Origin of the sequence: Pseudomonas sp. F8002 (assembly GCF_013385495.1) — a bacterium.
Taxonomy (GTDB): Bacteria; Pseudomonadota; Gammaproteobacteria; order Pseudomonadales; family Pseudomonadaceae; genus Aquipseudomonas.
In genome coordinates this window covers 51,473-65,152 of sequence record NZ_JACAPW010000011.1, presented here as the reverse complement: position 1 = coordinate 65,152, position 13,680 = coordinate 51,473, and the positions used below count along the sequence as shown (strand labels likewise).

The window sequence follows — 13,680 nt, the reverse complement described above, 5'->3', positions numbered from 1 at the left end:
TCTAGAAACACCGCGGTGATGCCATCGCAGGCAAGCCAGCTCCTACAGTTGATCGGTGTCATCATCCAAATCGAGCCAGACCACTGACCTCCCTATGACCCAAGCACTTATCGAACTGTCTGACCTGGGCTTCAATTGGCCCGGTCACCCACAGTTGCTGGACATCCCGACGTTTCGCCTGGAGCCGGGTGAAACCCTGTTCCTCAAGGGCCCCAGCGGCAGTGGCAAGACCACCCTGCTCGGCCTGCTGGGCGGTGTGCAAAAGCCCAGCCGCGGCAGCATCCGCCTACTGGGCCAGGAACTGACGGAACTCTCGGCCGGCGCCCGCGACCGCTTTCGCGTCGACCACACCGGCTACATCTTCCAGCAGTTCAACCTGTTGCCGTTTCTCTCGGTGCGCGAGAACGTCGAGTTGCCCTGCCACTTTTCACCGTTACGGGCACAGCGGGCAATCCAGCGTCACGGCAGCGTCGACCAGGCTGCCGCGACCTTGCTCGCCCACCTGGGCCTGAAGGACAAGAGCCTGCTGGAGCGCCGCGCCGATTCCCTGTCCATCGGCCAGCAACAACGAGTGGCCGCCGCCCGCGCGCTGATCGGCCAGCCGGAACTGGTGATCGCCGACGAGCCAACTTCAGCCCTGGACTACGACGCCCGGGAAGCCTTCATTCAGTTGCTGTTCGCCGAATGCCGCGAAGCAGGCGCCAGCCTGTTGTTCGTCAGCCATGACCAGAGCCTGGCGCCGCTGTTCGACCGCAACCTGTCGCTGGCCGAACTCAATCGCGCCGCCACGCCCGCAGAGGTTTGAGATGTATTTGTTTCGACTAGCCATGGCCAGCCTGGCTAACCGCCGCTTTACCGCGATCCTCACCGCCTTCGCCATCGCCCTGTCGGTGTGCCTGTTGCTGGCGGTGGAACGGGTACGCACCGAAGCCCGCGCCAGCTTCGCCAGCACCATCAGCGGCACCGACCTGATCGTCGGCGCGCGCTCCGGCTCGGTGAATTTGCTGCTGTATTCGGTGTTCCGCATCGGCAACGCCACCAACAACATTCGCTGGGACAGCTACGAGCACTTCGCGGCCAACCCGCAGGTGAAATGGGCGATCCCGATTTCCCTCGGCGACTCCCACCGTGGCTACCGCGTGATGGGCACCAACGAATCCTATTTCGAACACTACCAATACGGCCGCCGGCAGAACCTGGAACTGGCCAGCGGCCGCGCCTTCGCCACCGATCCATTCGAAGTGGTGCTCGGCGCTGAAGTGGCCGATGCTCTGCATTACAAGCTGGGCGACAAGCTGGTGCTGGCCCACGGCGTGGCGGTGGTCAGCCTGGTCAAGCACGATGACAAGCCGTTCACCGTGGTCGGTATTCTCAAGCGCACCGGCACCCCGGTGGACCGCACGCTGCACATCAGCCTCGGTGGCATGGAAGCGATTCACATCGACTGGCACAACGGCGTACCGGCCCAGGGCAAAGGACGGATCAGCGCCGACCAGGCTCGCAACATGGACCTGACGCCCCAAGCCATCACCGCGTTCATGCTCGGCTTGAACAACAAGATCTCCACCTTCGCCCTGCAACGGGAGATCAACGAATTCCGTGGCGAGCCGATGCTGGCGATCCTGCCGGGCGTGGCGCTGCAAGAGCTGTGGAGCATGATGGGCACGGCTGAAAAAGCGCTGTTCGTGATCTCGCTGTTCGTGGTGCTGACCGGCCTGATCGGCATGCTCACCGCGATCCTCACCAGCCTCAACGAGCGCCGCCGGGAAATGGCAATCCTGCGTTCAGTGGGCGCGCGGCCCTGGCATATTGCGACCTTGCTGATCTTCGAAGCCTTCGCCCTGGCATTGTCGGGCGTGATCGCCGGCGTCGGGCTGCTGTATGTGTGCATCGCCGCGTCGCGCGGGTATTTGCAGGCCAATTACGGCCTGGACCTGCCGCTGTCGTTGCCGAGCGAATATGAATGGACTTTGTTGGGCGGTATTCTCGTCGCAGCCCTGCTGATGGGCAGCGTGCCAGCCTGGCGCGCCTACCGGCAATCGTTGGCCGACGGCCTGTCGATACGTTTATGAGGAAGCTGTTGATGCGTCGCGTCGTGCTCGCACTGTTACTGCTGGTGGCCCTGCCCGTGTGGGCTGAAGACCAGCCCAAGGACCTGTCGTGGCAGGAGATGATCCCGCCGGACGCGCCGCCGGAAATCCCCAACATGAAACCGCTGCACGACTTGTCGGGCATGGCCGATGCGTTGTCGGTGGAGTCAGCGCCGGCCGCCAAGCAGGACCTGCCCAACGCGCCGGTCGTACAAAGCCTGGACGGCAAGCACATCCGCCTGCCGGGTTATATCGTGCCGCTGGAAGTCAGCGAGGAAGGGCGCACCACGGAGTTCCTGCTGGTGCCGTATTTCGGCGCCTGCATTCACGTGCCGCCACCGCCGTCGAACCAGATCGTGCATGTCAAAAGCGAAGTCGGCGTGAAGCTCGACGAGTTGTATCAGCCGTACTGGATCGAAGGCCAGATGCAGGTCAAACCGTCCAGCAGTGAACTGGCCGATGCCGGCTACCAGATGGATGCCGACAAGATCTATGTGTACGAGTTGCAGGAATAACCCGTGATTGCGCTTTCATTGAGCTGAGTCAAAAGCTCGAACGTTACGATCTTTACCATTGGACACAAGCAATTAATAACGTCCTTTGGAGCTCCCATGAACAAGTCCCTGCTCGGCGCGTCGCTTGTCGCGCTCGCCCTCGTCGCCCCTGTTGCCCACGCTCACGAAGCGGGTGACATCCTGATTCGCGCCGGTGCCATCACCGTCAACCCGAAAGCGGACAGCAGCAGTGTCAAGGTTGACCAGGGCCCGCTGGCCGGGACCAACCTGGGCGGCAAGGCGACCATGAGCAGCGACACCCAGCTGGGCTTGAACTTCGCCTACATGTTCACCAGCCACTGGGGTATCGAACTGCTGGCGGCCACACCGTTCGAACATGATGTGAAGATCAAGAACACCGCCCTGGCCCCGGCCAACGGCAAGCTCGGCTCGCTGAAACACCTGCCGCCGACCCTGAGCGTCGTGTACTACCCGCTGGACAGCAAGTCGGTATTCCAACCGTACATCGGCGCCGGTATCAACTACACCTGGATCTACGACGAGCACGTCGGCGGTCGCGCCCAGGAGGCCGGCTTCAGCAACTTCAAGGCGGAAAACTCCTGGGGCTGGGCGGCGCAGATCGGTGCGGACTACATGATCAACGACAAGTGGATGATCAACGCCCAGGCGCGCTACATCGACATCAGCACCAAGGCCACCGTGGACAACAACGCCCTGGGCCAGGGCACCCGGGCCAAGGTTAATGTGGATGTTGATCCGATGGTGTACATGGTCGGTATTGGCTACAAGTTCTAGGTTCTACCCAAAGGCCCTGTTGTACAGGGCCTTTTTTGTGAGGCTTCCCCTGGAGGCAAGCGCCAATCAGAAGCCAGGCACACGCCCGTGTGCTGCGAGTCAGGCTTCAGCCAGGAGCTGGCGAACTTCAGCAATGACCACGTCAATGTTGAACGGCTTATTCAACACTGCATTGAACAAGTCCGACCGCTCCATACCAATATGGGCCTGGGCTCCGCTGATCAGGATGATGGGCAAGTGATTGACTGCCGGTAGCGCGCGGACAGCTTCGGCAAACTCCTGGCCATCCATGACCGGCATCATGAAGTCGGTGATGATCAACGCTGGCCGCTCGCGCTCCAGGACCTCGAGTGCTTTCTGGCCATTGCTCGCTTTTACGACCATGTACCCCTCATCCTCCAGCGCATAGCCGAGAATGTCAGCGATCAAATACTCGTCGTCGACGACCAGGATGGTGGTCATGTCAGTTCAACCCGAATCAGAGACTTTGGACGTTGAGCCCGGCAGCGAAGAATCATTAGGGACCGCCAACGCATTTCTTGATGCCTTCTTCAGGTCAACGCCGTTTTCATGGATTACCACTTCAAGAAGCGAAGGATCGTAGAAGCTGTCTCGTACCTTAAGAATCGAAAGCATTCTTCTTAGTTCAGATTGAATCTCGAAGAAACGCATCAGCATCAGGTTATCGACAATACTGGAGAGGTCCGGGGTTGGAGAGCTGACCTCCGAACCAAAAACGTCACGCATCTCCCATGAGGCAAACACCGTTACGCCACGGGCACGAAGCTCGCTCATCAAGGCGCTGTAGAAATCAGTGATACGAGCCGGGTTTGTCGACACCCGGGTCATGCCGCTCAAGCTGTCGATGAACAGGCGCTTGATGCCCTTTTCCTCAACTATTTTCAGCAGCCGTGCGCCGAGACCATCGATCAGGCCTTCTGTCGTGGGTTGCCAGGCAATACTCAGCGCACCACTTTCTTCCATACCCTTGATATCAATCCCCAGCGATTGGCCTTTGAGACGTAACCGCTGCGGGCTTTCATAAAAACCGAAATGCAGGCCCGGCGCGTCCACTGTCGACTCGGCGAGAAACCTGAGCCCCAAGGTGGTTTTCCCAACGCCGGAAGGCCCCATGACGAGGGTAACGGAGGAACTGTGCAGGCCACCGCCGATGATGGCGTCCAGCGAACCGATGCCGCTGGTGATACGCGTCAGATCGGCACTGTCAGGTAAAGACGGATGGCTGTAGAGGCTTTCCAGACGCGGATAAACCACCAGGCCATCGTCGGTAATTTCACACTCGTGCAGTCCGGTCAGTGCACCACTGCCTCGAGTTTTGCGCAGGTGAATACGGCGCACCGAACGGCTGCCGTGAAGCTCTTCACCCATCTCGATCACACCATCAACCATGGTGTGCTCAGGACTGCCGTCGTCCAACCGGGAACTGGTGAGAAACAGCACCGTACAACCGGCGAACGCGGCGTGCCCCTGCAGCTCGGAAATGAATTTTTTGGTGTCGATGGGCGAGTCAGCCTTGGAGCGTGCATTGAGCAAGCCGTCGACCACTAACACGGTGGCCTTCTGACGACTGATCTCACGCCGAAGCAGCTTGACCACTTCATCGAGACCTTCGTTCTCAAGGGTGTCAAACGCACTGACGAACTGAATCTCGGCTCCCACCCGGGAAGCATCAAAGAAGTTCAGGGTCGAGAGGAACTGAAATAAACGGTCGTGGGATTCGGCCAGCAACGTGGCAACCAGTACACGGCCCCCATTGCGCGCATGGTTAAACCCCAGCTGATTGGCGAGGATCGTTTTACCGGATCCCGGGCGCCCCTGGATGATATAGGAGGCACCTGCGACTAGCCCACCCTTGAGCAGAGCATCCAGCCCTTCTATTCCGCTTTGAAGGCGATTTAGCTTTTCCACAATGCAACCCTGATGTGAACAACAGGCTCTTAAGCCGAAGGTTTACGATGCTAACTCCATTTGTTCAAACGGGCTATCCACTCAGCCGTTCAAGCGCGAGCCATATACCTGGCTGAGTCCCAACCCAGCTCCCTGGCCATTGTCTGTGATAGAGACGGCAATGTAACTTCCGTTCATAAGGGGATAACCATTGAACGCCGGGATAAGGTCCATCGACTCAACACAGATGACCGCCCGCACCAAAGGTTTCAAATTTTTCGCAGGCCGCTGCGCATCCGGCTGGCCAACACCTATCACGTGTAATCGTCCGCGCACTGCCACAAAAAAGGCGCCTGTTTCAGGCGCCTTTTTTATGTTTGACCGTGTCGATAGAACCGGTCGAGCAACGCCGGCAGCCCGGCCCGCCATGCCCGTGGCTTGATGCCGAAGGTGTGGAGGATTTTCTTGCAGGCCAGCACCGCGTGTTGCGGTTCGTCGGCTGCATCCGGACGGGCGGCATGGGCCTGGGCGGTCGGTGCTTCCACGGCCAGCGGGTGGAAGTTGCGCGCTTCGGTCAGGATCGCCTGCCCCAGCGCCAGCGGGGTGGTCGCTTCGTGGCCGGCGTAGTGGTAGGTGCCCCACAGCGGCGCTGCGCAATCGAGTTGCTTGAGCACAGAAATGATCACCCGCGCGGCATCGTCCACCGGCGTCGGGTTGCCCCGGCGATCGTCGGCCATCAGCAGCTCATCAGGTTTTTCGGCACGGGCCAGGAAGCGCCCGAGGGTGCCGTCGACGCTGTCATCCAGCAGCCAGCCGAAACGCAACAGCACGTGCTGCGGGCAGGTGGCGCGTACGCTCTGCTCGATGCGCCACAACGCCTGGCCTCGCAGGCCCAAGGGCACGGGTTCGTCTTTTTCGCTGTAGGCGGTGGCGCGGGAGCCGTCGAACACCCGGTAGCTGGACGGTTGCAGCAGGGTGATGCTGTGGTGCTGGCACAGTTCAGCCAGGCGCTCGATCGCATATTCCTGGGCGGCCAGGCGTGTCTCGCTGACCGTCTCCGCCTGAAACCAGTCGAAGTAATAGGCGAGATTGATCAAGGCATCGGGACGGGTGTCGTCGAGCAGTTGCGTGAGGCTCGCGGCATCCCAGCCGTCTTGGGGCGGGCGCGGGGCGAGGAAACCGATGTCTTCCTCCGCACCGAGGCGAATCAGCGCCTGCCCGAGGGCATTCCCGCCGCCCAGTAACATAAGGCGCATTCGCATAGATTGAGCAGGCCCGGTCTGTTTGGAACGATGGTTATTATCGACAGGCTTGTGAGCCATGCCGTTGGCATTTGCCAGAATCGTTGCATTTTGCGGGTTTGTAGCGCAACCGTCACTTATAAAGTGCGCCGCCGATTGCGGCCGGGGGGCTTTAGGTAGAGAGAGCCTTTTTATGGCTAGGGAGCATGCAGTGGCCAGGGGGCTTCTTGTGGCGAGGGAGCTTGCTCCCGCTGGGCTGCGTAGCGGCCCCAAAAAAGCGGGAGCGCTGCGCACTCCAGCGGGAGCAAGCTCCCTCGCCACTGCAAGCTCCCTGGCCACAACAAGCTCCCTTACCGCAGCAAGATCCCTCACCACAGGGAATGCATCCCGGGGTTGCAAGTTGCCGGGGCCGGCCGCATAAATTGGGGATGAACCTTCCTGAATCAACGGACACGGTCTTGAACGGTTTCCACCCCGCCGTCAGCACCTGGTTCCGCAGCACGTTCCCGTCGGTGACCGCCGCCCAGGCCCAGGCGTGGCCGCTGATCCGCCAGCGCCGCTCCACACTGATCGCCGCGCCCACCGGCTCCGGCAAGACCCTGACTGCCTTTCTCGCGGTGCTGGACGATCTCGTGCACCAAGGCCTGGCCAATGGCGGCCAACTGCCAGACCAAACGCTGGTGGTCTACGTCTCGCCCCTGAAGGCTCTTTCCAACGACATCCAGATCAACCTGCAAAACCCGCTGGCCGGCATCACCGAGCACTTGCAGCGCCTCGACCTGCCACCGCTGGCGATCCGCACCGCCGTGCGTACCGGCGACACCCCGCAGAAAGACCGCGCCCTGATGCGCAAGCACCCGCCGCACATCCTGGTCACCACCCCGGAATCGCTCTACGTGTTGCTCGGCTCGGATTCCGGCCGGCAGATGCTTGCCAGCACCCGCACGGTGATCGTCGATGAGATCCACGCCATCGCCGCCAGCAAGCGCGGCAGCCACATGGCCCTGACACTGGAGCGCCTGCAGGGTTTGTGCAGCGAACCGCTGACCCGCATCGGCCTGTCCGCCACGCAAAAGCCCATCGAGGCGGTGTCGCGCTTTCTGGTGGGCACCGGCCGGCCTTGCGAGATCGTCGATATCGGCCACGCACGCCCACGGGACCTGGATATCGAAGTGCCGCCGGTGCCGCTGTCGGCCGTCATGGCCAACGACGTGTGGGAGCTGGTCTACGACCGCCTCGCCGAACTGGCCAGGCAACACCGCACCACGCTGATTTTCGTCAACACCCGGCGCCTGGCCGAACGCCTGGCCCGGCACTTGAGCGAGCGCCTGGGCAAAACCGCCGTCGCCGCCCACCACGGCAGCCTCGCGAAGGAAATGCGCCTGGACGCCGAACAACGGCTCAAGGCCGGTGAGCTGCAGGTGTTGATCGCCACTGCGTCGCTGGAACTGGGGATCGATATCGGCGATGTCGACCTGGTGTGCCAGATCGGCTCGCCCGGCTCGATCAACGGTTTTCTGCAACGGGTCGGACGCTCCGGGCATCAGGTGGGCGGCACGCCCAAGGGCCGGTTGTTCGCCACCACCCGCGACGACCTGATCGAATGCGCCGCCCTGCTCGACTGCGTGCGCCGGGGCGAGCTGGACACCTTGCTGATTCCGGTTGCGCCGCTGGATGTGCTGGCCCAGCAGATCATCGCCGAAGTCAGCTGCCAGGAATGGCAGGAACAGGCCCTGCTGACGCTGATCCGCCGCGCCGCGCCCTACGCCGAGCTGGATGAGCGTCACTATCAGGCACTGCTGCAAATGCTCGCCGAAGGCTACAACGGGCGCCAGGGCCTGCGCAGCGCCTACCTGCACCGCGACGCCATCACCCGCACCCTGCGTGGCCGGCGGGGCGCCAAGCTCACCGCCGTGACCAGCGGCGGCACCATCCCCGACAACGCCGACTACAGCGTGCTGCTTGAACCGCAAAGCCTGAACATCGGCAGCGTCAACGAAGACTTCGCGGTGGAAAGCATCGCCGGGGATATCTTCCAGCTGGGCAACACCTCCTACCGCATCCTGCGAGTGGAGCCCGGCAAGGTGCGGGTCGAGGATGCCCACGGCCAGCCGCCGACCATTCCGTTCTGGCTCGGCGAAGCACCGGGGCGCAGCGCGGAGTTGTCGTTTGCCGTGGCGCGTTTTCAGGGGCGACTGGACGCGCTGCTGGGCGCCACGCCGGGTAACCTGCAACCGGCGCTCGATTGGCTCACCGGCACCCTCGGCCTGAACCTGGCCAGCGCCGAACAACTGCTGGATTACCTGGCGCGGGCGCGGCTGGCGCTGAGCGCGCTGCCGTCCCAGGACACGTTGATCATGGAACGGTTTTTCGACGAGTCCGGCGGCACCCAATTGATCATCCACACGCCGTTCGGCAGTCGCATCAACCGCGCTTGGGGCCTGGCGCTGCGCAAGCGGTTTTGCCGCACCTTCAACTTCGAACTGCAAGCCGCCGCCAGCGAGGATGCGATCGTGTTGTCGCTGTCCACCAGTCACAGCTTTGAGCTGGACGAAGTGTGGCGCTACCTGAACAGCAACACGGCCGAGCACATCCTGATCCAGGCGGTACTGGATGCACCGCTGTTCGGCGTGCGCTGGCGCTGGAATGCCGGGGTGGCCCTGGCATTGCCGCGCTACACCGGTGGGCGCAAGGTGGCGCCGCAGATCCAGCGCATGAAGAGTGAAGACCTGATCGCCTGTGTGTTCCCCGACCAGATCGCCTGCCTGGAAAACCTCGCCGGCGAGCGCGAAGTGCCCGAGCATCCGCTGGTGGAGCAAACCCTCGACGACTGCCTGCACGAAGCCATGGACAGCGAAGGCTGGCTGGCCCTGTTGCGGCGCATGGAGCGCGGCGAAATCCGCCTGATCAGCCGTGATCTGCCGGCGCCGTCGCCACTGGCAGCAGAGATTCTCAGCGCCCGCCCCTACACCTTTCTCGACGACGCTCCGCTGGAGGAGCGCCGCACCCAGGCCGTGCTCAACCGGCGCTGGAGCGACCCGCAAAGCACTGATGACCTTGGCGCGCTGGATGCCGAAGCGATTGCCGGTGTGTGCGAGGAAGCCTGGCCGGCGCCCAATGGCCTGGACGAGATGCATGAAGCGCTGATGAGTTTGGCGTGCATTGCCGAATCGGAGGTCACGGCGCAGTGGGCAGAATGGCTGCAAGCCCTGGCCGACGGTGGGCGCGCCAGCCGATTGCAGAGCGGTACCGACCAGGCCGTTTGGGTCGCTCTGGAGCGCTTGAGCTGTTTAGCGGCGATCTACCCGAATGACCTGCCGCTGTTGCCAGGTTTCGATGAGCCCTGGACCTTCGATGAAGCCTTGGTGGAAGTGCTGCGGGCGCGCCTGAGCGGCTTCGGCCCATTGACGCTGATCGAGATCGCCGCGCCCCTGGCCTTGCCGGTGGCCGACGTATCACAGGCACTCGCGCGGCTGGAGAGCGAAGGCTACGTGCTGCGCGGCCGTTTCAGCCCCGGCGCCAGCGCCGAACAATGGTGCGAACGCCACCTGCTGGCGCGCATTCACCGCTACACGGTCAAGCGCCTGCGCCGGGAAATCGAGCCGGTGGCGTTGCAGGATTTCATGCGTTTTCTGTTCGACTGGCAGCACCTGTCGAACGGTACCCGCGGCCAGGGCAGCGCCGTGTTGCCGCAGATCGTCGCGCAGTTGGAAGGGTACGCCGCAGCCACTTCGGCCTGGGACAGCGATTTGCTCAGCGCACGAATCAAGGATTATGCGCCCCACTGGCTGGACGATTTGTGCCGCAGCGGCAAAGTGGTGTGGACGCGCCTGAGCAACAAGGCCGGCGCGACGGCCCTGCGCAGCACGCCAGTGGTGCTGTTGCCCCGCAGCCAGGTGCCATTATGGAGTGGACTGACCGAAGCGCCGGACAGCACCGAGCTGTCGCCCAAGGCACAGAAAGTCCATCAGGCGCTGCGGGAAAACGGCGCGCTGTTTTTCGATGAATTGATCCACGAAGCCCATCTGCTGCGCAGCGAACTGGAAACCGCGTTGCAGGAACTGGTGGGCGCGGGGCTGGCGAACGCTGACAGTTTTGCCGGCCTGCGCGCCCTGACCACGCCGGCAAGCAAACGTCAGGCCCGCAGCAGTCGGCGCGGGCGTGGCGCGTTTGTCGGCGGGATGGACGATGCCGGGCGTTGGGCCCTGGTACGGCGGGCACCGGTGGCGGACGGCACACGTCCGGGGGCTCACTCGGCCGAGACGCTGGAGCATGTCGCGATGACCTTGCTGCGCCGCTACGGGGTGGTGTTCTGGCGCCTGCTGGAGCGCGAGGCGGACTGGCTGCCCAGTTGGCGCGAATTGCTGCGTACGTTCCACCGGCTGGAGGCCCGGGGCGAGATTCGGGGCGGGCGGTTTGTAAGTGGTTTGGCGGGGGAACAGTTTGCGTTGCCGGAAGCGATTCCGCTGCTGCGGGAAGTTCGGCGGCGGCCTCACGATGGCAGCTTGATTGCCGTGTGTGGGGCGGATCCGCTGAACCTGGTCGGTACGCTGCTGCCGGGTAGCAAGGTGCCGGCGTTGAGCGGTAATCGGCTGGTGTACCGGGATGGTTTGCCGGCGGCGGTGGAGATTGCCGGCAAGCAGCAGGTGTTGCTGGAGTTGGATCAGCAGGAGGCCGGGTTGGTGCGGGAAAAACTGATCAGGCGCTGACTTGTGCAGTGCCCGTAATGACGCCTTCGCGAGCAAGCCCGCTCCCACATTCGATCCGGTTCCACCCTTGGAATGCGATCGAATGTGGGAGCGGGCTTGCTCGCGAAGAGGCCGGCGGCCTCAACACAAAACTATTGGGTTCTAGGCTGCTCGGTAAGCACCACCGACGAAGGCACTTCTTCCTCCGGCTCATCCACCTGCTGCCCGACCCGCTGCGGCAGCATCACCTGCTGTGGATAAGTTTGCGCGAAGTGAACAAAGGCACAGTTATCCACAAGCTTTTTCAAGCGCTGGTTAAACGCGCGGCTCACCGCATATTGCCCGCCCGACACCGTGCGGAACTGCGCCGTCAGCACCACGCCGTTGAGGTCCATCTTGTCGACGCCAAATACCTCCAGCGGCCCTTGCAGGTTGTACTTGAGGAACACGTCGTCGCGGATCGACTGCCCCGCCTCGCGAATCAGTTCCACGGCCTTGTCGACATCGGTGTCGTAGGTGAACTGCACCGAGAAGAACGCATAGGCGAATTGCCGCGACTGGTTGGTAACGGCCTTGATCTGCCCGAACGGCACCGAATGCACAAACCCCTTGCCGTCCCGCAGGCGCAGGGTACGGATGGTCAGCCCCTCGACGGTACCGGCGTGGCCGGAGTCGAGCACCACCCAATCGCCAATCGACAGGGTGTCTTCGATGATGATGAACAGCCCGGTGATTACATCCTGCACCAGTTGCTGGGAGCCAAAACCAATGGCCAGGCCCACCACCCCGGCACCCGCCAGCAGCGGTGCGACGTTGATCCCCAGGTTGGCCATGGTGGTGATCGCGCAGATCACCACCAGGATGATTTTCACTGCGTTGCGCAGCAGTGGCAGGATGGTTTTCACCCGCGTGCTGGGCTGGCGGCTGGAGCGTTTGTTGACCGGGGGTTTCAATGCTTCCTGAATCGCCGTGTCGAGCACCACCCAGAACAGCCAGGTCACCAGCAGGATCAAACCGATGCTGCTCAGGGAGTCGCTGATGGCCCGGCCCACGGAGTTGCGCTGGGCAAACTCAAACAGCGAAACGCCCCAGATACGCCCGAGTATTTCGATAAAGGCGATGGCCATCACGATGCGCAACAGCGCGTGCAGCAGGCTGAGGAACCGTTCCTTGTAGGCGCTGCTGCGCTGCACCGCCACCGTGCTGCGGGACTGGAACAGGTGCTGCAACACGGTGCTGAGAAACACCGTGCCGATCAGCAGGATCGTGGTGAACAGCGCACAGCGCAGGGCTTTCTGGCTGTCGTCGCCGGCGCCGATCAGGTTGATCGCCGACACCAGCACCATCAGCAGGATCGGCCAATACCACAGGCCGGAAAACACCCGCAGGGATTGCTGCACCGCCGGGTGTTTCAGGCGCTGGGCCAGGGGCCGGTTGCGGATCAAATGCGCCACCGGACGGCGCAGGCGAATCACCAGCATGCCGAAGATCACCGAGGCAAACAGCCCGGTGAAGATCGCGACGCTGGCGGTGATATTGCCCCCCAGTTGGCGGGCGATCTGTGGGCTGGTCAGCGCATCGCTGAGGGCCGCAAGGAAGCCGATCAGGAACAACGGCTTGGGGCAGTAGTCCCGAATAATCTTCACCGCAGGGCGCTTGTGGCCGACGTTGAACATGACGATCACGCACAACAGGATCGAGGTGGAGAAAATGCCGCTGCTGGTGGCGTAGGCAAAACACAGGGCCAGCGCACGGCCCACCGAGGTGGGCAGGAAGTGGCTGACGTAGAGCGTCAATGGCAGGCAGATAAGCGCCGGTATCGTGTAGGGAATCAGGTAACCCAGCAACGCCTGGAGGCGCTGGCGAGGTGCGATATGCCGCTGCAGGCTCAGGCGCTTGACGATAAAGCGCCCCAGCAGGGTCAGCGCGGCGAACGCGCCGATCCACACCCCGGACAACAACAGGAAATCCCCGGCCACGCTCCACGAGGAACGTTCGGACGGCTGGTTGACCAGCTTGTCCACCTCATCCGCCGCCCGGTCGGCCCGCAGGCGCCAGGCGTCGACCAGGTTCTGGTTGAGGTCGAGCTTGTCCTGCACATCATCGATGCTGGAGCTGATGGCGCCGAGCAGGCCGCCTTCTACCAAAAGTTCCGGCTTCGCCGGGGCGGCAGGCTCTGGAGCCGCGGGGGCAGTGGCCGCTTGCAGCGCGCCGCTGCCGCAGAACAGCAGCGTGCCGAGCAGTAGCACAGTCTTTAAATTCAACAAAACACCGGGCTCCTTCAGAAGGGTCTGTAAGGAACTGACGGGTTTGACGCCTGATCGTTCCCCGCAGACTTCGATCCGTGCGCCCTAGGCAAATATCAAATGCCAATACCTGTCTTTTTCCGCACAAGCCGAACCCCGAGACTGCGCTCCTGATTGAAACCCACCGGAGTTGCAGC

At 62.6% G+C, this 13,680-nt stretch carries 9 protein-coding genes; 5 read left to right on the top strand and 4 right to left on the bottom strand.

The window, feature by feature from the left end; genetic code table 11:
• Nucleotides 1–94 precede the first annotated feature (94 nt).
• The 4 genes from HX811_RS09755 (at nt 95) to HX811_RS09740 (ending at nt 3,400) form a co-directional block, all read left to right on the top strand.
• Entirely contained in the window at nt 95–805 is a 711-nt protein-coding gene (locus HX811_RS09755; protein ID WP_177035949.1) for an ABC transporter ATP-binding protein, read from the top strand.
• Between the two features lies 1 nt (nt 806).
• The gene (locus HX811_RS09750; protein ID WP_003210004.1) at nt 807–2,072 is read left to right on the top strand and encodes an ABC transporter permease; all 1,266 of its coding nucleotides are present in this window, start codon (nt 807–809) and stop codon (nt 2,070–2,072) included.
• An 11-nt stretch (nt 2,073–2,083) separates the two neighbouring features.
• Nucleotides 2,084–2,605: a DUF3299 domain-containing protein gene (locus HX811_RS09745; RefSeq protein ID WP_008436468.1), complete on the top strand. Its 522-nt coding sequence runs from the start codon at nt 2,084–2,086 to the stop codon at nt 2,603–2,605.
• A gap of 96 nt (nt 2,606–2,701) precedes the next feature.
• Nucleotides 2,702–3,400: an OmpW family protein gene (locus tag HX811_RS09740; protein WP_008436467.1), complete on the top strand. Its 699-nt coding sequence runs from the start codon at nt 2,702–2,704 to the stop codon at nt 3,398–3,400.
• 99 nt (nt 3,401–3,499) lie between these two features.
• On the opposite strand, the gene HX811_RS09735 is transcribed toward HX811_RS09740, so the two are convergent.
• From HX811_RS09735 to HX811_RS09725, 3 genes are all read right to left on the bottom strand, one after another.
• Nucleotides 3,500–3,862 carry a response regulator gene (locus HX811_RS09735; RefSeq protein ID WP_102369993.1) on the bottom strand — a complete coding sequence of 121 codons (363 nt, stop codon included), beginning with the start codon at nt 3,860–3,862 and terminating at the stop codon, nt 3,500–3,502.
• Nucleotides 3,863–3,868: 6 nt separating this feature from the next.
• The gene (locus HX811_RS09730) at nt 3,869–5,329 is read right to left on the bottom strand and encodes an ATPase domain-containing protein (RefSeq protein WP_177045702.1); all 1,461 of its coding nucleotides are present in this window, start codon (nt 5,327–5,329) and stop codon (nt 3,869–3,871) included.
• 350 nt (nt 5,330–5,679) lie between these two features.
• Entirely contained in the window at nt 5,680–6,570 is an 891-nt protein-coding gene (locus HX811_RS09725; RefSeq protein ID WP_008436463.1) for a sugar nucleotide-binding protein, read from the bottom strand.
• Between the two features lie 407 nt (nt 6,571–6,977).
• Between HX811_RS09725 and HX811_RS09720 the strand changes: the two genes are divergently transcribed.
• A complete protein-coding gene (locus HX811_RS09720; RefSeq protein ID WP_177045700.1) occupies nt 6,978–11,258 on the top strand; it encodes a DEAD/DEAH box helicase in 4,281 nt (1,426 codons plus the stop codon).
• 131 nt (nt 11,259–11,389) lie between these two features.
• Here the strand turns inward: HX811_RS09720 and HX811_RS09715 are convergent, their stop codons facing one another.
• Entirely contained in the window at nt 11,390–13,504 is a 2,115-nt protein-coding gene (locus HX811_RS09715; RefSeq protein WP_177035944.1) for a mechanosensitive ion channel family protein, read from the bottom strand.
• Nucleotides 13,505–13,680: the final 176 nt, after the last annotated feature.

What these genes read in the sequence shown, in the direction of transcription:
- HX811_RS09755 (WP_177035949.1), top strand. Translation starts at nt 95, where the DNA reads ATGACCCAAGCACTTATCGAACTGTCTGACCTGGGCTTCAATTGGCCC.
- HX811_RS09750 (WP_003210004.1), top strand. Translation starts at nt 807, where the DNA reads ATGTATTTGTTTCGACTAGCCATGGCCAGCCTGGCTAACCGCCGCTTT.
- HX811_RS09745 (WP_008436468.1), top strand. Translation starts at nt 2,084, where the DNA reads ATGCGTCGCGTCGTGCTCGCACTGTTACTGCTGGTGGCCCTGCCCGTG.
- HX811_RS09740 (WP_008436467.1), top strand. Translation starts at nt 2,702, where the DNA reads ATGAACAAGTCCCTGCTCGGCGCGTCGCTTGTCGCGCTCGCCCTCGTC.
- HX811_RS09735 (WP_102369993.1), bottom strand. Translation starts at nt 3,862, where the DNA reads ATGACCACCATCCTGGTCGTCGACGACGAGTATTTGATCGCTGACATT.
- HX811_RS09725 (WP_008436463.1), bottom strand. Translation starts at nt 6,570, where the DNA reads ATGCGAATGCGCCTTATGTTACTGGGCGGCGGGAATGCCCTCGGGCAG.
- HX811_RS09720 (WP_177045700.1), top strand. Translation starts at nt 6,978, where the DNA reads ATGAACCTTCCTGAATCAACGGACACGGTCTTGAACGGTTTCCACCCC.